We start from the raw sequence: 21,975 nt of genomic DNA, 5'->3' as shown, positions 1-21,975 counted from the left end.
CGTAATGAATGCTTCAAAAAAGCTGGTTCTGGTCACGTTGATGCTGGGTTCGGGCGCAGTGAGCACGGCGCTTTGGGCGCAAACCAGCCCAGAACAGCTCAACCAGCGTCTACTTGCAGCAAGTTGCGCGAACTGTCACGGAACTGACGGCAAATCAGTTCAACCTTCGACCATGCGCTCGCTGCACGAGCAAACCGCTGACGACTTACTGTCACAATTACTCGCCTACCGTCATGGCACCCTAACCGGCACGATCATGCCGCAGCTGGTAAGAGGTTATAGCGATGAGCAACTTAAATCGATTGCACAGTATTTCGGAAAAAAATAAGAGATTCAGATGCAAAGACGTCATTTTTTGAATGCCTCTGCGGCCTCACTCGGGTCGGCCTTGTCGTTGGCGTCTTTTGGGGCGTCGGGGCAAGCGCGTGCCGCAGGGTTGACCCGGGCCGAGGTCGTGGTGATTGGTGGGGGTTACGGTGGGGCAACCGCCGCCAAATACTTGCGTCTTTTCTCAAACCACAACGTGCGAGTCACGTTGATTGAACCCGATGATCAGTTTGTGTCTTGCCCGCTCTCTAATTTGGTTGTCGGTGGCTCCCGGTCGCTGGCCGAGCTGACGAGATCCTATGATGAGCTATCGAAACGTCATGACGTAAAGCGAATCAAAGATCGTGCGTCAGTCATCGATCCGGTCAAGAAGACCATCACCCTCGGCTCTGGCAGCGTGCTTCGGTACGACAAATTGGTGCTGTCGCCAGGGGTTTCGATGATATGGGATAGCATTCAAGGGCTCGCGCAGGCCAATGCTGCCGGCATCACGCTACAAGCGTGGAAGGCTGGGCCAGACACCCATCGTTTACACAAACAGATCTCAGCGATGCGCGATGGAGGCGTCTTCGCGCTGAGTATCCCCGAAGCACCTTACCGCTGTCCACCTGGCCCATATGAGCGGGTCTGTCAGGTCGCTTCATATCTCAAGCAACATAAGCCAAAATCCAAGCTGGTGGTGCTCGATGCGAATCAGGATATTGTTTCAAAAGGGGCCTTGTTCAAAAAGGCTTGGTCTGAGCTGTATCCAGGCATGATTGACTATATGCCCTTGCACAATGTGATGGCAGTCGATGCAAAAACCAAAACGTTAAAGTTTGATATTCAGGAGGATGTCACTGCGGATGTCCTCAACATCTTGCCCAATATGCGAGCCGGCGAGATCGCCGTTCAAACGGGGCTGGCCAATGTGAACAAGCGCTGGGTGGGGGTCGATTTTCTGAGTTTTGAATCAACGGTCGCCAAAGATATTCATGTCATTGGTGATGCGACGCAAAACGCCCAGTTGATGCCCAAATCGGGGCACATGGCCAACCAGCATGCCAAGGTTGCTGCGGCTGCGATCGTGGCTGAGTTAAATGACTGGCCTGTTGCGCCCAGCCCCCTGATGACTAACACCTGCTACAGCTTTGTTGACCCCACGCGCGTGGTACACGTGGCGAGTGTCCATGCGTATGATGCCAAGGATAAGACGTTTAAAGTGGTGCCAGGGTCGGGCGGGTTATCACCAGAACCTACGGTCTTAGAGGCTACCTACGCTTGGTCGTGGGCGAGAAACATCTGGGCGGATATGCTGGTATGACGTTGCTCAGCCAATTAACAAGTGCCCCATCTGAGCTTGATTTGCTGTGACCCATACGCGATCGATCAGGTTTTTGACTTCTGCTTCAGTCGCTGCCCCCAAGTAGGTGCCCAAGCGCATCGCCTTTTGTTCAATTTCTCCGCGTGAAAGTGTGTTGCCTGGATCGCCCTTGGGTTCATCGACCCGGCCTGTCAAGATGCGCCCGTCGTTCGTGGTTACCGTCACTTTGCCAATCCATCGGGCAGGGTAGGCCGCATCCACTTCTTCATCTAAGACCATCACCACGCGATCCCGAAAGCTGGCCACCGCCTGGTCTTTTAAGCCGCTGTCAAAATTGGCCAAATCTGCTGAGTTGCGTAAAGCAATCAACGCTAACACGGTGCCCATTGAGAACTTCGACTGATGCACGGTTTGGGGATCCGTGACAGGCCCCAACACGTCGATAGCACCTTGATGTACGTGGGTGACGACGTGGGTGATGTCCTGCGCCGTTAACCCGTGCGTGCGCATCGTGTGTTGCAAGGCATCTGCCGCGGGGTGTGTGTGGCGACAAGAGGCGTGGAATTTGAATGAGGTTTCTGCCAGCGCCCAGCGTTCACCCAGCCGATCGGTGATTTTGCTTGGATCAGCATCGGAGGACATACCGGCTGCCATGCCTTGCAGGCCTTCAAGGATGCGACGTGCCCCGGTGAAACCATCTGCTGCAAGGTACGCGGCAGTCAAACCGCTGGCCGCTGCGTGAGCGGTATGCAGTTGCTTTGAATCAGCTGCGTCGCGCAGAAACTCCCATAGACCGGCGGCCTGAGTCCCCGCCGAGCCAATGGCATGAAGCATTTGTTCAGCGTTCAATTTTAATAAACGACCGACGGCGACGGCGGCGGCGACGGTGCCTGCCGTACCGGTGGTGTGAAAAATCTTGTAGTGCGATCGGCCCAAAAACTCACCGATGCGAATGCCCGCCTCATAACCTGCGACTGAAGCGGTAATAAATTCTTCACCCGATGCCCCGATTGCCTGAGCCACCGCTAAGGCGGGCGGAAACACCACGGCTGCAGGATGAAACACCGAACCATTGTGAACATCATCCTGCTCGACCACGTGTGCTGAAGCGGCATTAGCCATCGCAGCAAAAAGCGGTGATGTCAGGCGGCGATTGACGAAGTCTTCTGACTGACCTTGCTGTGGCCCCATCATTGAGCCGAATTTGCCCACTGATTTCACCGCACGAGCAGTGGATCCCGCCAGGATAGAGGCCATCGTGTCGAGAAAAAGATCCTCGCAGCGACGAACGACAGGCACTGGGATGTCCTTGAATTCCAACCCAGACACAAAACGGGCGAGCTCGGCGCTGGGGTGCAAAACCGTAGCTGCTAGGGGTGAACGAACTGGTGTCATGACAATCCTTTACACAAAATGATTAGAACGAGCGAGGCAAACCAAGAACGTGTTCGGCCACGTAGGACAAAATGAGATTGGTCGAGATCGGGGCGACTTGATACAGACGCGTCTCGCGGAACTTGCGCTCGACGTCGTATTCGCAGGCAAAACCGAAGCCACCGTGAAATTGCAGGCAAGCGTTGGCGGCTTCCCATGAGGCATCCGCTGCAAGCAGTTTCGCCATATTGGCTTCGGTGCCGCAGGGTAACTGTGCATCAAACAAGCGACAGGCCTCATAACGCATCAGACTCGCGGCTTCGACGTTAATGTGAGCCCGCGCGATCGGGAATTGAACCCCTTGGTTTTGCCCGATCGGGCGACCAAACACGATACGGTCTTTGACATACTGGGACACTCGATCGATAAACCAATAGCCATCCCCGATACATTCGGCAGCAATCAAGGCGCGCTCAGCATTTAACCCGTCGAGAATATATTTGAAGCCTTTGCCTTCCTCGCCAATCAAATTCTCGGCGGGGATTTCGAGGTTGTCAAAAAAGAGCTCATTGGTCTCATGGTTGACCATGTTCAAAATCGGTTTGACGGTTAAGCCGTGGCCAATCGCATCATGCAAATTCACGATAAAAATCGACATACCTTCAGATTTCTTGGTGACTTGGTCTAACGGCGTGGTTCTTGCCAAGAGAATCATCAGATCCGAATGTTGGATACGCGAAATCCAGACCTTTTGCCCGTTAATCACGTAGCGATCGCCTTTTTTTACCGCAGTCGTCTTGATCTTGGTGGTGTCAGTACCCGTGGTCGGCTCGGTCACCCCCATCGACTGCAGGCGTAGTTCACCAGTGGCAATTTTGGGCAGGTAAAGATCTTTTTGCGCTTTCGAACCGTGTCGAAGCAAAGTACCCATGTTGTACATCTGACCGTGGCAAGCCCCTGAGTTACCACCGCAACGGTTAATTTCCTCCATGATCACCGACGCTTCGGTCAGGCTCAACCCAGAGCCGCCGTATTCTTGGGGGATCAAGGCGGCCATCCAGCCAGCCTCCGTCAGCGCGTTGACGAACGCCTCTGGGTAGACACGGGCTTCGTCAATTTTACGAAAGTACTCGTCGGGAAACTGTTTGCATAAATCGCGGATAGCATCCCGGATTTCGGTGTATTGCGCTGCGTGAGAACTCATGGTGGCTTATGATGGGGTTTTAGATGCCTGTAATGTGCCTGATCGGCCAATAAATGCCAATTGGCGATTCGTTAACCCCGGGTTTTCAGTTAACAAACAAACTATTTGTGTCTCATGGCAAACCATTTCGACTTGACCGATTTACAGTTGATCGTAAACATCGGTGATGCCAGCAGCTTGACCAGAGGGGCAGAGAAGTCGCACCTGTCTTTACCAGCCGCCAGCAACCGTGTGAAAAATCTCGAAGAACACTTCGGGACGCGACTCTTTCATCGCAACAGCCAAGGCGTGACGCTGACGCCGTCGGGCGATGCCTTTTTGCGCCATGCCAAGCAAGTGCTCAGGCAGATTGAACATCTCAGGGGGGATATTCACGAATATTCTCGTGGGATCAAAGGTCAAATTCGGATGTTGGCGAACACCACCGCCATGACTGAGTCTATGCCGGCTGTCTTAAGTCGCTATCTGGCTTCTCATCCCGACGTGACCGTCGAATTGCGTGAAAGACTGAGCTACCTGATTGTGAAAGCAGTCGCAGAAGGGGCTGCTGATATTGGCATCGTGGCTGGTCGACCCGCTGGGTTCGAACTCGAGTTCATTCCTTACCGGGAAGACAAGCTGGTGCTTGTCACCCCCAAGATGCACGCATTGGCAGCCGCCAAAAGCGTTGCCTTTGCTGATACGCTGGGTCATGATTATGTTGGCTTGTCCGAATGGAGCGCCATCCACGCGTTTCTGATCCAGAACGCTGACAGGCTGGGGCATCTGTTTCGCTTCAGGGTTGAGGTCAGCAATTTTGAAACGGTGTGTCGCATGATCGAAGCTGGCGTTGGTATTGGGGTCGTGCCTGATCGTGTTGCTCGTCGTTACGTTAAAAATCTGAATATTCAGATTGTGCAGTTGTCTGATGACTGGGCTCAAAGAAATCTGCATATCTGCGTGCGCAACATGGCAGAGCTACCTGGCTTCACGCGTGACTTTGTCACGATGTTGATCGATGACGCAAAAGCGAGTTGAAGATGGCTCAGTTGACCAAGGTGGTACTTGCCTCAAATAATGCGGGCAAATTAAAAGAGTTTTCTCAACTGTTTGCTCCTTTGGGGATTGAACTTTTCGCGCAACGTGCACTGGGTATTGCCGAGGTAGCAGAGCCTCATCCAACCTTCATTGAAAACGCGTTGACAAAAGCTCGGCATGCGAGCGCTGCAAGCGGGTTACCGGCGCTGGCTGATGATTCAGGCATTTGCGTGCATGCGCTCGATGGCGCACCTGGGGTTCATTCCGCGCGATATGCTGAGCATGAGCATGGGCAAAAATCTGATCAGGCAAACAATCAAAAACTGATTCGCGCGTTAGCAGCCAAAGCCCAAGCAGGTCAAGCTGTTGATCGTGGGGCACATTATGTTGCCGTGTTGGTGCTGGTGCGCCGCGCCGATGATCCACAACCGTTGATTGCAGAGGCCAACTGGTCGGGCGTGATTGTTGATGAGCCTCGCGGAGACCACGGGTTTGGATACGATCCTCATTTTTGGATCCCTGAGCAACAGATGACGGTCGCACAGTTACCCCCGGCGTTGAAGAATCAACTGAGTCATCGCGGGCAGGCGTTTCGAGCATTGCTCGCCCAATTAACGTCACCCGCGTTTGTGTGACTGAATGAGCAGCGACAAGCCTGTCCGACGCGTTATTCCTATTGCGCACGCCGCCTCGCTCACCCAGCCAAGCATTGCTGATCGGGCAAAACGGGGGGCATTGCTTGATTCGCTTCCCCCCTTGTCACTGTATATTCATGTGCCTTGGTGTGTGCGTAAGTGCCCCTACTGCGATTTCAACTCGCATGAACAAAACGGCGACATCCCCGAAGCCGAATACTTGGCCGCGCTCGCCGCAGATCTCGAACAGACTTTGCCGCTGATCTGGGGGCGACAAATTCATACGGTCTTTATCGGCGGGGGTACGCCAAGTCTATTGTCTGTCCAAGCCGTCGATACCTTATTGGCCATGCTTCGCAGTCACTTGAGCCTTTGGCCCGATGCCGAAATAACGCTTGAGGCGAATCCCGGCGCGATTGATGTCAATCGCTTCAAAGACTACGCGGTGAGCGGTATTAATCGAGTATCGATAGGCATACAGTCGTTTAACAATCTGCATTTAAAATCTCTGGGCAGGGCGCACGACGCTCAAGCCGCTCATCGTGCGATCGAGTCGGCCATGACGTATTTTGATCGGGTCAATCTTGATTTGATGTTTGGCTTGCCGGGTCAGACGATCGAATCATCTGCGGATGACGCGCGACAGGCAATCGCCTACGGGACTGAGCATCTCTCGATGTATCAATTAACGATCGAACCCAACACGGTCTTCGCAAAATATCCTCCCAGCACACCTGATGATGATGTGTTGGTTGAGATGGAGATGGCGTTAGAAGCATTAGCCATCGAGGCAGGGCTCGAGCGTTACGAAGTTTCAGCATTCGCCAAGCCAGCGGCACGCGCACGACACAACGTCAATTACTGGGAGTTCGGTGACTATATTGGAATTGGTCCCGGCGCCCACGGCAAATTGTCTTTTCCGGATCGCATTGAGCGTTTTGCCAAATTGCGTCAACCCGATTCTTGGATGAGGCAAGCCATCTTGCGTGACGGAAGTCACATCGCCGAGCAGCGGCGCTTGGGTCTGGATGAACTTCCGTTTGAATTTATGCTCAATGCCTTGAGGTTAAAACAAGGGGTCGATATCACGCTGTACACTGAGCGCACCGGTCAGCAGCTAGACGGTATTCGGGATAAATTGACACTTGCAATGGATAAGGGTTTACTTAGTACACAGCCTCATCGATTGCAAGCAACAGCACTGGGTTGGAGATTTTTGAATGATCTTCAGTCGCTGTTCTTATAGATGCTCGGTTTTGGGGCATGAAGGTCTTTTTGTTGCACTAGAATGATGCGTGTTGTTGTTCGGTTTTGGGGCATGGTGGGGCAGATGAGGTGGCATAAAAATTGCTTACAATCTTTCCAGCATTGTCCGAACCTTTAGCAGCTTTGGATAGCTGACAATTACTTAAATCTCTTTCACTCCGGAGTCCACTCAACCATGAGCACCCCTCAAGACGTTATGAAAATGATTGCCGAAAACGAGGTCAAGTTTGTTGACTTTCGGTTTACGGACACCCTTGGCAAAGAACAGCATATTTCTGTCCCAGTCAGCCAAATCGACGAAGGCAAGCTGAGCGAAGGCCAGGCATTTGATGGCTCATCGATTATGGGCTGGAAAGGCATTGAAGCGTCAGACATGATGCTGATGCCCGACATGGACAGTGCCAAGCTGGATCCTTTTCGTGAAGAGTCAACCATTCTTTTAACGTGCGATGTGATCGAGCCGTCAGATGGCAAAGGTTACGACCGCGATCCACGTTCGCTAGCCAAACGTGCTGAGGCTTACTTGAAAGCAAGTGGTTTAGGCGATACGGCTTTCTTTGGCCCAGAGCCAGAGTTTTTCGTGTTTGACGGCGTCACCTGGGATGTCAGCATGTCCGGTTGCTTTGTCAAAATCAAATCCGAAGAAGCTGCCTGGTCTACAGGCATTGAGTACGAAGGTGGCAATCTGGCCCATCGTCCACGCGTCAAGGGCGGTTACTTCCCAGTGCCTCCTGTCGATTCTTTCCAAGACATGCGCTCCGAGATGTCAATTATTCTCGAAGAGTTGGGCATCCCTGTTGAAGTGCATCATCACGAAGTCGCTGGCCCAGGCCAGATGGAAATCGGTACCCGTTTCAACACACTCGTCAAGCGCGCCGACTGGAACCAAACTCTAAAGTATGTGGTTCACAATGTGGCCCACGCCTATGGCAAAACCGCGACGTTTATGCCTAAGCCAGTTGTCGGTGACAATGGTTCGGGGATGCACGTTCACCAGTCCATCTGGAAAGACGGGCAAAACCTGTTTGCGGGTGATAAATACGCTGGTTTGTCAGATTTTGCGTTGTATTACATTGGCGGCATCATCAAGCACGCGCGCGCGTTGAACGCGATCACCAATCCAGGGACTAACTCTTACAAGCGCCTGGTTCCTCACTTCGAGGCACCCGTCAAACTGGCTTACTCCTTCCGTAACCGTTCAGCGTCGATCCGTATTCCTAACGTGCCCAATCCGAAAGCACGTCGTATCGAGACACGCTTCCCAGATCCACTGGCGAATCCCTATCTCGCATTCTCGGCTTTGATGATGGCAGGTCTGGACGGCGTTCAGAACAAGATTCATCCTGGCGATCCAGCAGACAAAAATCTGTACGACTTGCCACCAGAAGAAGACGCGAAGATCCCAACCGTTTGCAGCTCGCTTGAGCAAGCACTCGAAGAGTTGGATAAAGATCGCGAGTTCTTGACCCGCGGTGGTGTGTTCAGCGATTCGATGCTTGATGCATACGTTGAGTTGAAGATGCAAGAAGTCCAGCGCATGCGCGTTACAACGCATCCCGCTGAATTTGATATGTATTACAGCCTGTAATTTTTTAATAGCTGACTAAAACTTGGGGTCGGGCTACCCGGCCCGACTCCCATGATTTCTGTACAAGCTTTCGAACTTCTCGCCACAACCGTGCTTCTCCTCAATGAAGGGGGTGAAGTGGTTGCTGCAAATTCGGCCTCCGAGGATATGTTCGGCAGGTCAAGGCGGCATGTCATCGGGCAGCCCGCTTTTTTTCTTTTTGACCAAGACAGCGCGCTCGAACACTCCATTACCCAGGCCTGTGCAGGGTTGGTGCCCGATTGCAGGCAATTTGCAGCCGTGCGGCGCGGATCCGAGACCATTGAAGTTGCCGTTACGTCGCTGGCATTAGTGAATCAGCCTTGGGCGGCGCTCATCGAAGTCAAAGACGTCGAACAAAGACTGCTGGTTGATCGATCGATGCGGATTGGTGATGAGATTGAGACCCAGCATGAGTTATTAAGAAATCTGGCGCATGAAGTCAAAAATCCTCTAGGCGGTTTGAGAGGGGCTGCTCAATTGCTCGAGGCCGAACTGCCTGATCCAGCACTGACCGAATACACCAGAGTCATTATTTCTGAAGCTGACCGGCTGCAGGCGCTTGTTGACAGGATCGCCGCCCCTCAGCGTATGCCGGTCCAACGGCAATTGATCAACATCCACGAAATTTGTGAACGAGTGTGTGCCTTGGTACGCGCCGAGTTTCGAGACGTGGCCATCCAGCGAGACTATGATGCGTCGATGCCTGAGCTTAATGCCGACCCGGCCCGATTAATGCAGGCGCTGCTGAACGTCGTGAGAAATGCAGCGCAGATTCTGGCCCAGTCACCCGCCATTGGGTCTGCGCATATTACGATCCGCACGCGTATCGCTCGGCAAGTGCTCTTGCGACATAAGCAGCATCGGATGGCAGCGGTGGTGACCGTGATTGACAACGGGCCTGGCGTACCTGACGAACTGCATGACCGTATCTTTCATCCCCTAGTGACTGGACGAATAGGTGGGACGGGACTTGGCCTGAGTCTTGCTCAAGACTTTATGCAGCAGCACGGTGGGGTGATTGAATTTGATTCGAAACCTGGACACACCGAGTTTCGATTGTTATTACCCTTGGAGTCATGATGAGACCAGTCTGGATCGTGGACGATGATCAAGCCATCCGTTGGGTGCTTGAAAAAGCGCTGGCCAAAGCAGGTGCCATTACCCGAAGTTTTTCAAATGCCAAGGATGTGTCATACGCATTAAAAGAAGAAATCCCTGCGGCGTTAGTGTCTGATATCAGAATGCCCGGGATGGATGGGTTGACACTCTTAAAGGAAATCAAAGAGAAATATCCCACATTGCCGGTCATTATCATGACGGCGTTTAGTGATTTGAATAGCACCGTTGCCGCCTTTCAAGGCGGGGCATTCGATTATCTGGCTAAGCCATTTGATATCAACGATGCGGTCAATTTGATCAAACGTGCCGTCAATGAATCTGGCGAACCCGCAGACGAGGCCTCTGAGGTCGTCGAGGCTGGCAAGGCCAGCGATAAAGGGATGTTGACGCAATCGGCGTCCGTGTCGATGCAAGAGGTATTTCGCGCGATTGGTCGGCTGGCACAGTCTAACGTGACGGTCTTGATCACCGGCGAATCCGGCACGGGCAAAGAATTGGTTGCTCGCGCACTTCACAACCATGGGGTTCGTTCTAAAGGCCCCTTTGTCGCGTTAAATACAGCGGCTATCCCTCGTGATTTGCTTGAAGCAGAGCTGTTTGGTCATGAACGGGGTGCATTTACCGGGGCGAATACGCTCAGGCGAGGGCGGTTTGAAGAGGCTGCTGGTGGCACTTTATTTCTCGACGAAATCGGTGATATGCCCTTTGAATTGCAAACGAGATTGTTGCGAGTGTTGTCTGACGGTACATTTTACCGGGTCGGGGGAGCACAACCGGTAAAAGTCGACGTCCGCATTGTTGCAGCGACGCACCAGCCGCTTGAAGAGCGAGTATTACAAGGACGGTTTAGAGAGGATTTGTTTCACCGATTAAATGTCATTCGCTTACGCTTACCCCCTTTGCGTGAACGGATTGAGGATATCGGTGAGTTAGCCAAGCATTTTCTGGGTGTCAGCGCACGCGCCCTGGGTGTGGCACCCAAGCGCTTGTCAGAGGCTGCCATGAAAGCTTTGTCGGGTTTTGATTACCCCGGTAACGTCCGTCAGTTAGAAAACTTCTGCCATTGGTTAACGGTGATGGCCCCCGGTCAAATGATCGAGGCCGACGACTTACCACCAGAAATTCGCGTGGCTGGATTATCAAGTGGCCAGGGGATCTCTACAGCGACGGTAGCAACCAGCAAGCTGACTTGGCAGGAGCTGTTAGCGATTGATGCAACCCAACGGCTCTCTGTGTCTGAGACTGAGGTTTGGTCAACACTGTCCGACCAGTTTGAGCGTACGTTGTTGCAGTCTGCCCTGGAGGTCTGTCGTGGTCGACGGGTAGAGGCAGCGTCGCGGTTGGGGATGGGGCGCAATACCATCACCCGTAAATTGAGAGAACTTGGCATGGATCCTCAAGGCGATCTGGCAGATACGACCTCGTGATCTTGATGGGTTTTAAAAATGGCTATTGAAAGGTAAAATTCAATAGCCATCTTTTTATCTCAAGGATTTACCATGACCAAGACCGTCGTTCACACCGCTTCTGCACCTGCAGCAGTTGGCCCCTACTCACAAGCCATCATGGCGCCCGCGGGCAAGACGGTATATCTATCGGGTCAGATTGGTTTGGTTCCCGCGACAGGCGAGATGATTTCCGACCGTTTTGAGGATCAGGTCAAACAGAGTTTCGCCAATATGACGGCAGTCATCGAAGCGGCAGGTGGCTCACTGGCTCATATTGTCAAACTGACCTTGTTTTTAACGGATTTGAGCCAGTTCGGCATTGCCAACGCCATCATGGCCGAATCACTGCCACAGCCGTATCCGGCGCGTTCGACCGTCGGGGTTGCCAGTTTGCCTAAAGGTGCTCAGTTTGAAATCGAAGCTGTGATTGTCATCTAAGCTGTGATTGTCATCTAAGCGCAGAGGTCTGCTGTCGTGGTCAGCCAATCAGCCCCATCATCCAAAAAGGTGGACACGGGTGGTATATCGCTGACGGCGCAGAAGTTTGAAAAACTCGGGTTGAAGTCGCCCGAAGATTTCGTCATGCATTTGCCCATTCGCTACGAGGATGAAACCAAAATTTTGTCGATCGACGAGTTACGGCCAAACATGAGCGCTCAAATCGAAGCGACAGTTATCCGTGCTGACATCATGTATAAGCCCAGGCGGCAGTTGACAGCTGTCGTCGAAGATGACACCGGCACGCTTCAATTGCGATGGCTGACCTTCTACCCCAGTCAGCAACAGCAAATGCAAAGCGGCAAACGCTGGCGCATACGTGGTGAGGTCCGAGCGGGCTTTCATGGCTTAGAGATCATTCATCCTCGCTTGACCGTTGTTGGCAGCCCGCTATCTGCCGTTCTTACGCCAGTTTATCCAGCCACCGAAGGCCTGACCCAACCCACGATACGCAAGGCGATCACACAGGCGTTGGCTAAAGTGACGGTTGGTGACACGTTACCTGAGTCGTTGGTGGCTAGCTTGCATTTGATGCCCTTTGCTCAGGCAATCAGAGTGCTACATTCGCCAAGCCCGACTGACGATGAACAGGCGTTGCTTGAGCATACACATCCCGCCTGGATGCGGGTCAAGTTTGATGAGTTATTAGCGCAACAGTTATCTTTAGCCGCGGCACGGGATGCAAGGCGCAGTAAACGTGCCCCGTCGCTGCCGCCAAGACCTGACCGTGTCGAATCGTTGACAGAGCGATTGAGACAAGCGTTGCCGTTCGAACTCACGGCCTCGCAACACCAGGTGATCGCTGAGATTTCAGCCGATCTCGGTAAACGCTATCCGATGTATCGCCTGCTTCAAGGCGATGTCGGCAGCGGTAAAACGATTGTTGCGCTCATGGCTGCGTTGCAAGCGATTGAACATGGGGTGCAAGTGGCTGTCATGGCACCCACTGAGATTTTAGCCGAGCAACACTTTCAAAAAATGAAAGTCTGGTGCGAACCCTTGGGCGTTTCGATCTGCTGGTTGACGGGTAGTTTGACGCCTAAAGCAAAACGAGAAGCAACCCGTCAAATCAAAGCGGGCGAGGCAAGTTTGATTGTCGGTACACAGGCCTTGATTCAGGATACGGTTGAATTCCAGAACTTGGGGTTGGCCATTGTTGACGAACAACATCGGTTTGGGGTGAATCAGCGTTTGATGCTGTCGCGCAAGGGTGAGGGGCAGGGTGGTGATCAACCTGATCAGGTGCCACATCAGTTAGCCATGAGCGCGACGCCGATACCTCGAACGCTCGCGATGACGTTTTTTGCCGACCTCGAAGTGTCATCCATTATCGGCCTGCCGCCAGGGCGAAGCCCGATTGTGACTAAGTTGTTATCGAGCCGTCGGCGCGACGAAGTGATCCAACATATCGCGCGCGCAGCAGTGAACGGCCAGCAGACTTACTGGGTCTGTCCGTTGATAGAAGAGAGCGAAACGCTTGAGCTTGAAACGGCAGTCGATACGCACGCGACGTTGACAGCGGCACTGACAGGCATCACCGTTGGGTTGGTGCACGGTCGCTTAACGCCCGCCGAGAAAGCAGCCACGATGCAAGCGTTTCGTGATGGTGCGATACAAGTACTGGTTGCCACCACCGTGATCGAGGTTGGGGTAGATGTACCCACAGCGTCACTGATGGTGATCGAACACGCCGAGCGTTTTGGTCTAGCACAGTTGCACCAGTTGCGTGGCCGTGTGGGCCGGGGGCAAAGCCAGTCAGTCTGTGTCTTGCTGTATCAGACTCCTCTGTCTCAGGTGGCACGCTCAAGGTTACGCGCCATGTTTGAGACGCAAGACGGTTTCGATATCGCACAACGAGATCTGGATTTGCGAGGGCCTGGCGAGTTGTTGGGGGCCCGGCAATCTGGCGTCGCCCTGTTGAGATTCGCTGATCTAGCCGAAGATGGTGAATTAGTGACAACGGCGCGTCAGGTGGCGCAAACGCTCAGAAAAACCTCGCCGCACATTGTCGAGCAACATCTGAATCGTTGGATGCGTGGTCGTGAAGATTTTTTACGTAGCTAGTTTGGTAAGTAATTTTGTGCACATAACGCGATGAGAGAGCACAGCAAATGACACTGACAGAGCTTAAATATATTGTGGCAGTAGCTCGTGAACGACATTTTGGTCGTGCCGCTGAGGCTTGCTTTGTGAGTCAACCAACCTTGTCCGTTGCCATCAAAAAGCTCGAAGACGAATTGGGCGTCACCATCTTTGAGCGAGGTGGATCCGAAATTGGCGTGACCAACATTGGACAGCAGTTAGTTGATCAAGCACAACGGGTTCTCGAGGAAAGCGTTAACTTTAAAGAGATTGCAAGACAAGGACACGACCCTTTATCTGGTGCCTTACGTGTGGGCGTGATCCACACCATTGGGCCTTATTTGTTGCCGAAACTGGTCCCCAAGCAGATTGAGCAAACGCCGCAAATGCCGCTGATTTTGCAAGAAAACTTCACGGTCCGCTTAATTGAGTTGCTGAGGCTCGGAGAGATTGATTGTGCGATTATGGCCCTGCCATTGCCCGAGACTGGTCTGGCCATTCAACCGCTTTACGACGAACCGTTCATGGTGGCTGTCCCGGCTCATCATCCATGGGCAAATCGTCGTGCAATCCCTTCGAGTGATCTGAAGCAGCAAACCATGCTGTTGCTTGGCAGCGGTCATTGCTTCAGAGACCAAGTGCTTGAGGTTTGCCCTGAACTTTCAAGATTTTCAGCCGCCAGCGAGGGCATACAGAAGACTTTCGAAGGTTCCTCACTAGAAACGATTCGTCACATGGTTGCCTCTGGCGTCGGTATTACCGTCATGCCCAGCACGTCGATATTAGGTCACGATAAAAATAGCAAATTCATGAAATACGTTAGTTTCGAGCGACCTGTGCCAGATAGGCGTGTGGTGATGGTGTGGCGAAAAAGTTTTCCACGGACGGCGGCGATTGAGTCACTGGTCAAAGCCATTTTTGAATGTGAGCTAGAGGGTGTGAAGATGCTCTCTGAGTTACCGGTTCAAGGCTAGTCCCATGGCTATGGTGATGAATCGGTTGAGGCTGTACGCAAGACTTGTCCGACTGGATAAACCCATCGGTATTCTGTTGTTGTTATGGCCAACCCTTTGGGCTTTGTTTGTGGCTGCAGAGGGTCTGCCGTCGGTGGTCATCTTGTTCATTTTTGGTGTTGGTACGACGCTCATGCGATCAGCGGGCTGTGCGATCAATGATTATTTTGACCGTGACATTGATAAGCACGTTAAACGGACCGAGACACGGGTGTTGACAAGTGGCTTGATCAAACCTCGCGAGGCGCTGTTAGTTGCTCTGGTGTTGGCGCTAGTCTCGTTGCTGTTGATTCTGCCCCTGAACTTGCTGACGCTCAAACTTTCGGTAGCAGCCGTGGGGTTAGCCGCGACCTATCCCTTATTCAAGCGGTTCTTCGCGATCCCGCAGGCCTATTTGGGCATTGCGTTCGGGTTTGGGATTCCCATGGGCTTTGCTGCAATCACCGATGGCGTGCCTACCGTGGCATGGGTCATGTTGCTCGCTAACGTGTTTTGGGCCATCGCCTATGATACCGAGTACGCGATGGTTGATCGCGATGATGATCTCAGGCTTGGTTTAAGAACATCCGCGATTACCTTTGGTCGCTACGATATTGTGATGGTCGCGCTGTCTTACCTCGCAACCCTGATCTTGCTAGGCTATTGTGGCAAGTTGCTTGCCTACGAATGGCCTTACTGGGTTGGGTTACTCGTTGCTGCTTGTATTGCTACGGTGCATCTTTATTGGATTCGCGATCGAGAACGAGCATCGTGTTTCAAAGCTTTTTTACATAACACTTGGTTTGGTTTTGCCATCTTGTCGGGCATTGCAGCACAAACCGTTCTATTACCCAAATTTCATTGAGAAGAAAAAGATGGCAATATTTCCGAAAGTTGCGATGATTGGTGGTGGCAATATGGCTAACGCTCTTGCCTCGGGTCTCCTGGCGCAAGGCTGTCCACCGAGTCAGTTACTGGTCATCGAGATTGATGAATTACTCAGACAAAAATGGCAGGCAAGAGGGGTGACTGCCCTCGCCACGGCGGATGCCGCGTTAGCAGATTTTGATGTCTGGATGTTTGCCGTCAAGCCTCAGCAGATGCGTGAGGTCGTTCAGACAACGCGAGCTTATTTGCAATCTCATACCTTGGTGATCAGCATCGCCGCGGGTATTTCCATGGCTGCGCTGTCTGCTTGGTTGGCGCACGATGGCGTGCCGCACCAACGGGTAGTTCGTTGCATGCCGAACACGCCCGCCTTGGTCTCGGCAGGTGTCACAGGCATGGCAGCACCCGACCAACTCAGCACAAATGATCGCGACATTGCGACGCATTTGCTCGCGTCTGTTGGGCAGGTCGTCTGGGTCAAGGATGACGCTGCCATTGATGCGGTTACTGCGCTTTCGGGCAGTGGTCCCGCCTATGTATTCTTGTTTATAGAGGCGTTGATGGCTGGCGGTCAAAGCTTAGGGCTCAGTCAAGAGCAATCCAAAACCTTAGCCTTAGCGACGTTGTCTGGTGCCACCAAGCTTGCGGCTGAGTCTAGCGAGACGCCAGGCACGTTGCGTGAGCGCGTCACGTCAAAAGGGGGCACAACGGCTGCAGCGCTGAATGTGTTTGCCGAACGTGATTTTGTGCAGATCGTGCAAGAAGCGATGGTTGCTGCTGAACAAAGAGCTAAGGCTTTATCCCAAGAGTCTGGCGTGATGTGATGTCAGCCTGATAGAAGTCTGCTGCTCAACAACGCCAAGTAGCCACTACCCCTGCTAAGGGTTAAGATCGACAGCAATCACAAATTACACAGGAGAGTAGTCCATGAGTCGCCCATTTCGTATTGCTGTTCTACCAGGTGATGGTATTGGTAAAGAAGTCATGCCAGAGGGTTTGCGGGTGTTGGATGTTGCCGCTGCAAAATTTGGCCTCAAGCTCGAATACAACCATTTCGAATGGGCATCCTGCGACTATTACGCTCAAACCGGCAAAATGATGCCAGATGACTGGAAGGCGCAACTCACGGCTTGCGACGCTATTTATTTCGGTGCAGTTGGCATGCCCGATATTGTCCCAGACCACATTTCGCTGTACGGCTCGTTGATCAAGTTTCGTCGTGAGTTTGATCAGTACATCAATCTACGTCCAGTGCGCTTGTTCGAAGGGGTGCCTTGCCCACTCGCCCATCGTAAACCAGGCGATATTGATTTCTTTGTCGTTCGCGAAAATACAGAAGGCGAGTATTCAGCCGTCGGTGGCAGAATGTTCGAGGGAACAGACCGAGAGATCGTCTTGCAAGAATCTATCTTCACCCGCACGGGCGTTGACCGTGTGTTGAAATTTGCCTTCGAATTGGCGACTCGCCGTGCGCGCAAACATGTGACGATTGCCACTAAATCGAATGGGATTGCCATCAGTATGCCCTATTGGGATGAGCGGGCTGCAGAGATGAGCAAGCAATACCCAGAAATTACGACAGACAAGCAGCATATCGATATCTTGTCAGCTCGATTTGTGTTGCAACCAGATCGTTTCGACGTCGTTGTCGCCTCGAATCTATTCGGCGATATCCTGTCTGATCTTGGCCCCGCCTGCACTGGCACGATTGGCCTGGCACCATCAGCGAACCTGAATCCTGATCGCAAGTTTCCGTCACTGTTTGAACCGGTTCACGGTTCAGCCCCAGATATCTATGGCAAGAAGATCGCCAATCCAGTTGCCATGATCTGGTCGGGCGCCTTAATGCTTGAATATCTTGGTTTGGGGCTACCCGAAGCTGAACAAAAGCCTTATCTCGATGCTCACAACGCTATCGTCAAGGCCATCGAGACCGTGTTGATTCAGGGGCCACACACCCCCGATTTAGGCGGCAAATCCAATACTGCGGATATGGGTCAAGCCATTAGCAAGCTGATTGCTGAGTGATCTAATGTTGAGCGCTCTGAGGCCGTCATCTCCAGCATCATGATGACGCCTCTAAACGCTTCAAATTGTCCGTCAGCATCTCTATAAAAATCCTGACCCTCGCAGTAATCATCCGTGAGGTCGTCAGTGCATGAACTGGCACGTCAGTGGCGCGCCAATCCGGCAACACTGGCACCAATCGGCCCAGCTTCAAATCTTGCTCTGCCATGCTGGGTGGCAGTAAGCCCACGCCTAAACCGAGCTTGACCAGTTGCTGCGCAACAATCGGCCCGCCTGCAATATATTGCCCATCGATCGTGATTTTTTGACTATCTGTTGAGTGACAATGATTGAGGCGCCAAGTGGAGCCGGCGGCACCGCTCTTGATACGAATGCAATCGACTTTCATCAGATCGGCGGGCAAGTCAATGGCAGGGTTGTTTGCTAGAAATGCTTGACTTGCATACAGCGCCTGGCGCAATGATCCCATAGGGCGCGCAATGAGAGATGAATCTTGCAGCTTACCAATCCGTATCGCCAGATCAAGGTGATTGCTAACCAAGTCTTCGGCTCGAGAGCTCAATGACAATTCGACCTTTACTGCGGGGCATTTTTTCGCGTATTCAACGAGAAAGGGGGCGATGTAATAGGTTGCGAAGTCTGGCGCACACGTCAAGCGAAGGACACCTTTCGCGACATGGATAGATTGTGAAATCTCTTCATGAGCCAGATTCGCCTCTGCGACCAGATCTTTGCATCGGTTGAAGTAGGCGGATCCCTCTTCGGTGACGTCGACTTTTCGCGTCGTTCGGTTTAGCAGACGAAAACCTATCGAGCGCTCAAGTGCGGCAATTCTTCTTGATAACGTCGATGCAGGCATACTGAGGATTTCTGCCGCTTTAGTAAAACTTTTCGCATTGACGACTTCGACAAAGAGGGCGATGTCGCTGAGTAAATGAGTGTTCATGGCTTTATTATGTCATAAATGGATATATGTGTTCATTTTTTACCAATTATAAAGATAAATAAATTAGTTATAATTTATTTTCCTAGTAATTACCCTAGCAAGGATTATTTAATGAATCGTCAAGAACGCCGCAGCTTTCTCGCAAACACCGCATTCAGTGCAGCCGCTGTCGGCTCATTGGTTGCGGCTGGTGCCACTTCGCCAGCGGCGGCGGCTAATAAGTCAACCTCATCTCCTTCCAACCTTTCTGTAGAGAAAACAATGCATACCACCACCGACCACAGTACCTTTAACATTGAAAACAGCGCACTCGTCCTCGTCGATCATCAAGTCGGCACCATTGGCTGGGCTGGCGAACTGGCTTCAGCCGATGAGCGTGACCAACTGAAAATGTGGGTTCGTGTTATGGCGCGTTTTGCCAAGAGTGCAGGCATGCCCATCGTATTGACCAGCAGTCTAGAGTCTGAAGCGCAGGGCCCGTTGTTGCCTGAGTTCAAAGAGATCATGCCCCAAGAATATGAGGCACGTATTCAGCGCACGGGTGTCATTAATGCTTGGGATGATCCAGCATTTGCCAAAGCAGTTCGTGCAACGGGCAAAAAGAACATCATCATGGCAGGTTTGACAACTGACGTATGTCTGGTGCCTCCTGCCTTGTCCGCCAAAGCTGAAGGCTTTCATGTGGTTGCCTTATTGGATATTTCTGCCGCGTGTACCAAGATTGCCGCCCAAAATAGCCGCGATCTCTTGCAGAAAGCTGGCATTGAAATCATGACAGTGACGCCAATGATCACGAGTATGCTTGGCAATTACAAAAACCCAGCCTCGGGCGCATTTTTTGGTGCCTTTGAGAAAGAGGGCGTATACGGCGCGTTTGCTAAAGGCAATCTGCGCTAAGTCACTAAGCGTCGATCACGAGACTTATTTCCGGAGAAAACTGAATGAATTCCACTAGACAAGTTGTTTCGACTCACCGTGGCTCTTCGCACGGGCCCATCACACGAGTGATTAACCCCTCAGGTAATGGTGAGGCGCTCAAACCGTTTGTTTTCCTGGACTTCATTCAGGCGGATATCCCGCAAGGCTTCGGCTTCGGCATGCATCCGCACTCGGGTTTAGCCACGCTGACGTGGCAGCCCGATTGTGACATTCAATATGAAGACTCTATTGGCATGAACGGTGTATTGAAAGCCGGTGGTCTCGAGTGGATGAACGCGGGTGGCGGTGCTTGGCATAAGGGCTCGTTTGCGACAGGCGGTTTTGCGACCGGTTTTCAGCTCTGGGTGCCGATGCCACCGATCGTTGAAAATGCGCAAGCTATCGGACAATACGTTGCCCCTGAAGATGTGCCGTCCCTGCAAATCGATGCTGGCCGTATTCAATTGTTATTGGGTGAGTTGACCGTCGATGGCCATTCATTAAACAGCCCGATCAATAGTCATCAAGAGATGAATTATTTTGTGTTGACGTTGAATGCAGGCCAGTCGTGGGCCTATGACGTGCCATCGACACATGATGTTGTCTTTGCGTTTGTCTTTGAGGGTGAGGCCAAGGTGGCCGGCACCCCAAGCAAACTGGAAATTGCTGAAATTGCTGGTGCTGGTGCGGTCGTGTTTGAGAGTATGGGCAGTAAAACACGAGTGCTCATTGGCTCAGCCCGTAAACACGATCATGACTTGGTGTTAGGGCCTAGCTCGATTCATACCAGCGAGGCGACGTTGACCGAAGGTCTGCAGCGTATTCGAGAAATTGGCGCCAGGTTGCAACGCGAGGGCAGGCTAGGCAGATAAGTTGTTCTATCCTTTTGGGTTGACGGCAGGTGCCAGCTTGTTGTCGGATAAAATGCCGTCACTCCCTATAAAAGGATAGTTATGAAAATTACATGGTTTGCTTGCGGCTTGGCGCTGCTTTTGAGTGGTTGTAGTAGTTTACGGGGGATTGAATCCTCCTCGGCACTACAAGAAACTTTTCAGGTAGACGCGCCTTATGATGTTGTCATGAAACGCGCTCAAGCACAGGCCGATTACTGTTTGCGCGGCATCACACAATACCCTGTGATCGTCTCATCAGACGCAACGAAACGGCAGTCGCAATTGCGTGTGATTGATACGATTGCGGGTTCATCATGGGCTAAAATCGATGCCGTGTCGACAACGGGTCAGTCAAGCGAAGTAACGATGATCATGGCAGGGGTGAGTCTTTGGGATCAATCTGCGATGCGAGCCATGCGTGCTGCGATTGAGTTCGGCCTGCCTTCGTGCAAAGACTATATGCCTGCGGCAGAACCCAAGTCTGTTAAGAAATGAAGAATCGAACCAACCTCGCCAAACCAGGCCGGGTATCTTATTTCGGGTTTGATATCCCGTATTTAGAGATGCTTGGTGTCATTCCCGTTCTCTGTGAAAATGACACCGCAATCACTCGTCTTCCCATTAAAGAGGGTTTGCATAATAGTCGGCAACAAATACACGGTGGTGCAATTTTGAGTGTGTTTGATTTCACCCTCAGTGCGGCCGCTCGTTCGATTGATCCCGTCAATTACGGGATGGCAACCATCAGCATGTCAACAAACTTTCTTGAGCCGGGTGAGGGTGATTTAACTGTTCAAGCGCGTTGCGTTCGTCGTGGAGGCTCGATTGCCTTTTGCGAAGCGGTTGCACGGGATGACAAAGGGACAATCGTTGCTACCGCGTCAGGTGCATTTAAGATCATCAGAGTCGGTGCTTCAGCCCTCAGTGCTTCAACCTAATTTGGTTTTTACTCGGGCCGATAGCGCTGACATGTCTGCTCGACCAGCCAAGCCTTGTTTCAAAATAGCCATGACTTTACCCATCGCAGCTGGCCCAGTGACCCCTTCGGCCTGCACATGGGCAAACGCCTGATCGATGGCTGTCGCGACTTCTTCGTCGGTGGCGGCTTGTGGCAAGAATTCTTGCAACACCGCCATCTCAGCCGTCTCTTGTGCCGCGGTTTCAGTTCTGCCGGCCTGGGTGAAAGCCGCGATAGATTCGCGACGCTGTTTGATCTGTTTCTCGATGATGGCGGTGATTTCTGCATCAGTCAGCTCTTTACGTTCATCGATTTCTTTCTGCTTGACGGCCGCTTGCAAGAGTCTAAGTGTACCGAGACGCTCACTCGCTTTGGCACGCATAGCGTCTTTAACGGAATCGGCGAGGCGGGTTTTAAGTGCTGACATGAGTGACCTTGTTGAGTAAGTAAGATGGCTTGCCCATCATTAT

General features: G+C 52.3%; 22 protein-coding genes. 18 read left to right on the top strand and 4 right to left on the bottom strand.

Annotated features, from left to right (window positions below; all coding sequences use genetic code 11):
- Positions 1 to 4 precede the first annotated feature (4 nt).
- Both AC1W8Y_RS03540 and AC1W8Y_RS03535 read left to right on the top strand, forming a co-directional pair.
- Positions 5 to 328, top strand: coding sequence for a c-type cytochrome (locus AC1W8Y_RS03540; RefSeq protein WP_482013086.1), 324 nt, complete (start codon positions 5 to 7; stop codon positions 326 to 328).
- A 9-nt stretch (positions 329 to 337) separates the two neighbouring features.
- Complete coding sequence (locus AC1W8Y_RS03535; RefSeq protein ID WP_482013085.1) at positions 338 to 1,630, top strand: NAD(P)/FAD-dependent oxidoreductase; 1,293 nt, start codon at positions 338 to 340, stop codon at positions 1,628 to 1,630.
- A gap of 6 nt (positions 1,631 to 1,636) precedes the next feature.
- Here the strand turns inward: AC1W8Y_RS03535 and AC1W8Y_RS03530 are convergent, their stop codons facing one another.
- Positions 1,637 to 3,025 carry an MmgE/PrpD family protein gene (locus AC1W8Y_RS03530; protein WP_482013084.1) on the bottom strand — a complete coding sequence of 463 codons (1,389 nt, stop codon included), beginning with the start codon at positions 3,023 to 3,025 and terminating at the stop codon, positions 1,637 to 1,639.
- 22 nt (positions 3,026 to 3,047) lie between these two features.
- Positions 3,048 to 4,208, bottom strand: coding sequence for an acyl-CoA dehydrogenase family protein (locus AC1W8Y_RS03525; RefSeq protein ID WP_482013083.1), 1,161 nt, complete (start codon positions 4,206 to 4,208; stop codon positions 3,048 to 3,050).
- A gap of 114 nt (positions 4,209 to 4,322) precedes the next feature.
- Here AC1W8Y_RS03525 and AC1W8Y_RS03520 point away from each other — a divergent pair, with 114 nt between their 5' ends.
- From AC1W8Y_RS03520 to AC1W8Y_RS03465, 12 genes are all read left to right on the top strand, one after another.
- A complete protein-coding gene (locus AC1W8Y_RS03520; protein ID WP_482013082.1) occupies positions 4,323 to 5,225 on the top strand; it encodes a LysR family transcriptional regulator in 903 nt (300 codons plus the stop codon).
- A gap of 2 nt (positions 5,226 to 5,227) precedes the next feature.
- Positions 5,228 to 5,860, top strand: coding sequence for an RdgB/HAM1 family non-canonical purine NTP pyrophosphatase (gene rdgB / locus AC1W8Y_RS03515; protein WP_482013081.1), 633 nt, complete (start codon positions 5,228 to 5,230; stop codon positions 5,858 to 5,860).
- 4 nt (positions 5,861 to 5,864) lie between these two features.
- Complete coding sequence (hemW, locus tag AC1W8Y_RS03510) at positions 5,865 to 7,106, top strand: radical SAM family heme chaperone HemW (RefSeq protein ID WP_482013080.1); 1,242 nt, start codon at positions 5,865 to 5,867, stop codon at positions 7,104 to 7,106.
- Positions 7,107 to 7,301: 195 nt separating this feature from the next.
- Positions 7,302 to 8,714, top strand: coding sequence for a type I glutamate--ammonia ligase (gene glnA, locus AC1W8Y_RS03505; protein WP_482013079.1), 1,413 nt, complete (start codon positions 7,302 to 7,304; stop codon positions 8,712 to 8,714).
- Positions 8,715 to 8,765: 51 nt separating this feature from the next.
- The gene (gene glnL / locus AC1W8Y_RS03500) at positions 8,766 to 9,815 is read left to right on the top strand and encodes a nitrogen regulation protein NR(II) (RefSeq protein WP_482013078.1); all 1,050 of its coding nucleotides are present in this window, start codon (positions 8,766 to 8,768) and stop codon (positions 9,813 to 9,815) included.
- Complete coding sequence (gene ntrC / locus AC1W8Y_RS03495; RefSeq protein WP_482013077.1) at positions 9,812 to 11,281, top strand: nitrogen regulation protein NR(I); 1,470 nt, start codon at positions 9,812 to 9,814, stop codon at positions 11,279 to 11,281. Before glnL ends, ntrC begins: the two co-directional genes overlap by 4 nt.
- A gap of 72 nt (positions 11,282 to 11,353) precedes the next feature.
- Positions 11,354 to 11,740: a Rid family detoxifying hydrolase gene (locus AC1W8Y_RS03490; RefSeq protein ID WP_482013076.1), complete on the top strand. Its 387-nt coding sequence runs from the start codon at positions 11,354 to 11,356 to the stop codon at positions 11,738 to 11,740.
- Between the two features lie 84 nt (positions 11,741 to 11,824).
- A complete protein-coding gene (gene recG, locus AC1W8Y_RS03485) occupies positions 11,825 to 13,864 on the top strand; it encodes an ATP-dependent DNA helicase RecG (RefSeq protein WP_482013125.1) in 2,040 nt (679 codons plus the stop codon).
- Between the two features lie 47 nt (positions 13,865 to 13,911).
- Positions 13,912 to 14,856, top strand: a complete 945-nt coding sequence (locus AC1W8Y_RS03480) for a LysR substrate-binding domain-containing protein (RefSeq protein ID WP_482013075.1) — start codon at positions 13,912 to 13,914, stop codon at positions 14,854 to 14,856.
- 4 nt (positions 14,857 to 14,860) lie between these two features.
- Positions 14,861 to 15,739, top strand: a complete 879-nt coding sequence (gene ubiA / locus AC1W8Y_RS03475) for a 4-hydroxybenzoate octaprenyltransferase (protein WP_482013074.1) — start codon at positions 14,861 to 14,863, stop codon at positions 15,737 to 15,739.
- 10 nt (positions 15,740 to 15,749) lie between these two features.
- Positions 15,750 to 16,586 carry a pyrroline-5-carboxylate reductase gene (gene proC / locus AC1W8Y_RS03470; RefSeq protein ID WP_482013073.1) on the top strand — a complete coding sequence of 279 codons (837 nt, stop codon included), beginning with the start codon at positions 15,750 to 15,752 and terminating at the stop codon, positions 16,584 to 16,586.
- Between the two features lie 103 nt (positions 16,587 to 16,689).
- Positions 16,690 to 17,790 carry a tartrate dehydrogenase gene (locus AC1W8Y_RS03465; RefSeq protein ID WP_482013072.1) on the top strand — a complete coding sequence of 367 codons (1,101 nt, stop codon included), beginning with the start codon at positions 16,690 to 16,692 and terminating at the stop codon, positions 17,788 to 17,790.
- Between the two features lie 37 nt (positions 17,791 to 17,827).
- Here the strand turns inward: AC1W8Y_RS03465 and AC1W8Y_RS03460 are convergent, their stop codons facing one another.
- On the bottom strand, positions 17,828 to 18,736 hold the full coding sequence (locus tag AC1W8Y_RS03460; protein ID WP_482013071.1) for a LysR family transcriptional regulator: 909 nt from the start codon (positions 18,734 to 18,736) through the stop codon (positions 17,828 to 17,830).
- 111 nt (positions 18,737 to 18,847) lie between these two features.
- Here AC1W8Y_RS03460 and AC1W8Y_RS03455 point away from each other — a divergent pair, with 111 nt between their 5' ends.
- The 4 genes from AC1W8Y_RS03455 to AC1W8Y_RS03440 all read left to right on the top strand — a co-directional run bounded on the left by AC1W8Y_RS03455 (position 18,848) and on the right by AC1W8Y_RS03440 (position 21,485).
- The gene (locus AC1W8Y_RS03455; protein ID WP_482013070.1) at positions 18,848 to 19,633 is read left to right on the top strand and encodes an isochorismatase family protein; all 786 of its coding nucleotides are present in this window, start codon (positions 18,848 to 18,850) and stop codon (positions 19,631 to 19,633) included.
- Between the two features lie 44 nt (positions 19,634 to 19,677).
- On the top strand, positions 19,678 to 20,526 hold the full coding sequence (locus AC1W8Y_RS03450) for a pirin family protein (protein WP_482013069.1): 849 nt from the start codon (positions 19,678 to 19,680) through the stop codon (positions 20,524 to 20,526).
- An 81-nt stretch (positions 20,527 to 20,607) separates the two neighbouring features.
- Complete coding sequence (locus AC1W8Y_RS03445; protein WP_482013068.1) at positions 20,608 to 21,042, top strand: BPTD_2524 family lipoprotein; 435 nt, start codon at positions 20,608 to 20,610, stop codon at positions 21,040 to 21,042.
- Positions 21,039 to 21,485 carry a PaaI family thioesterase gene (locus AC1W8Y_RS03440; protein ID WP_482013067.1) on the top strand — a complete coding sequence of 149 codons (447 nt, stop codon included), beginning with the start codon at positions 21,039 to 21,041 and terminating at the stop codon, positions 21,483 to 21,485. The genes AC1W8Y_RS03445 and AC1W8Y_RS03440 overlap by 4 nt, the downstream gene beginning before the upstream one ends.
- Here the strand turns inward: AC1W8Y_RS03440 and AC1W8Y_RS03435 are convergent.
- Positions 21,477 to 21,932: a GatB/YqeY domain-containing protein gene (locus AC1W8Y_RS03435; protein WP_482013066.1), complete on the bottom strand. Its 456-nt coding sequence runs from the start codon at positions 21,930 to 21,932 to the stop codon at positions 21,477 to 21,479. The two genes, AC1W8Y_RS03440 and AC1W8Y_RS03435, sit on opposite strands and share 9 nt — an antisense overlap.
- Positions 21,933 to 21,975 lie beyond the last annotated feature (43 nt).

The organism is Jezberella sp., from assembly GCF_964834465.1.
The sequence above is the reverse complement of the archived record's forward strand: the minus strand, read 5'-3'. Positions and strand labels throughout refer to the sequence as shown.

What these genes read in the sequence shown, in the direction of transcription:
- AC1W8Y_RS03465 (WP_482013072.1), top strand. Translation starts at nt 16,690, where the DNA reads ATGAGTCGCCCATTTCGTATTGCTGTTCTACCAGGTGATGGTATTGGT.
- rdgB (WP_482013081.1), top strand. Translation starts at nt 5,228, where the DNA reads ATGGCTCAGTTGACCAAGGTGGTACTTGCCTCAAATAATGCGGGCAAA.
- AC1W8Y_RS03440 (WP_482013067.1), top strand. Translation starts at nt 21,039, where the DNA reads ATGAAGAATCGAACCAACCTCGCCAAACCAGGCCGGGTATCTTATTTC.
- AC1W8Y_RS03535 (WP_482013085.1), top strand. Translation starts at nt 338, where the DNA reads ATGCAAAGACGTCATTTTTTGAATGCCTCTGCGGCCTCACTCGGGTCG.
- AC1W8Y_RS03525 (WP_482013083.1), bottom strand. Translation starts at nt 4,208, where the DNA reads ATGAGTTCTCACGCAGCGCAATACACCGAAATCCGGGATGCTATCCGC.
- glnA (WP_482013079.1), top strand. Translation starts at nt 7,302, where the DNA reads ATGAGCACCCCTCAAGACGTTATGAAAATGATTGCCGAAAACGAGGTC.
- ntrC (WP_482013077.1), top strand. Translation starts at nt 9,812, where the DNA reads ATGATGAGACCAGTCTGGATCGTGGACGATGATCAAGCCATCCGTTGG.
- hemW (WP_482013080.1), top strand. Translation starts at nt 5,865, where the DNA reads ATGAGCAGCGACAAGCCTGTCCGACGCGTTATTCCTATTGCGCACGCC.
- ubiA (WP_482013074.1), top strand. Translation starts at nt 14,861, where the DNA reads ATGGCTATGGTGATGAATCGGTTGAGGCTGTACGCAAGACTTGTCCGA.
- AC1W8Y_RS03450 (WP_482013069.1), top strand. Translation starts at nt 19,678, where the DNA reads ATGAATTCCACTAGACAAGTTGTTTCGACTCACCGTGGCTCTTCGCAC.
- AC1W8Y_RS03520 (WP_482013082.1), top strand. Translation starts at nt 4,323, where the DNA reads ATGGCAAACCATTTCGACTTGACCGATTTACAGTTGATCGTAAACATC.
- AC1W8Y_RS03455 (WP_482013070.1), top strand. Translation starts at nt 18,848, where the DNA reads ATGAATCGTCAAGAACGCCGCAGCTTTCTCGCAAACACCGCATTCAGT.
- proC (WP_482013073.1), top strand. Translation starts at nt 15,750, where the DNA reads ATGGCAATATTTCCGAAAGTTGCGATGATTGGTGGTGGCAATATGGCT.
- AC1W8Y_RS03490 (WP_482013076.1), top strand. Translation starts at nt 11,354, where the DNA reads ATGACCAAGACCGTCGTTCACACCGCTTCTGCACCTGCAGCAGTTGGC.
- AC1W8Y_RS03435 (WP_482013066.1), bottom strand. Translation starts at nt 21,932, where the DNA reads ATGTCAGCACTTAAAACCCGCCTCGCCGATTCCGTTAAAGACGCTATG.
- AC1W8Y_RS03480 (WP_482013075.1), top strand. Translation starts at nt 13,912, where the DNA reads ATGACACTGACAGAGCTTAAATATATTGTGGCAGTAGCTCGTGAACGA.
- AC1W8Y_RS03445 (WP_482013068.1), top strand. Translation starts at nt 20,608, where the DNA reads ATGAAAATTACATGGTTTGCTTGCGGCTTGGCGCTGCTTTTGAGTGGT.
- AC1W8Y_RS03540 (WP_482013086.1), top strand. Translation starts at nt 5, where the DNA reads ATGAATGCTTCAAAAAAGCTGGTTCTGGTCACGTTGATGCTGGGTTCG.
- glnL (WP_482013078.1), top strand. Translation starts at nt 8,766, where the DNA reads ATGATTTCTGTACAAGCTTTCGAACTTCTCGCCACAACCGTGCTTCTC.
- AC1W8Y_RS03530 (WP_482013084.1), bottom strand. Translation starts at nt 3,025, where the DNA reads ATGACACCAGTTCGTTCACCCCTAGCAGCTACGGTTTTGCACCCCAGC.
- AC1W8Y_RS03460 (WP_482013071.1), bottom strand. Translation starts at nt 18,736, where the DNA reads ATGAACACTCATTTACTCAGCGACATCGCCCTCTTTGTCGAAGTCGTC.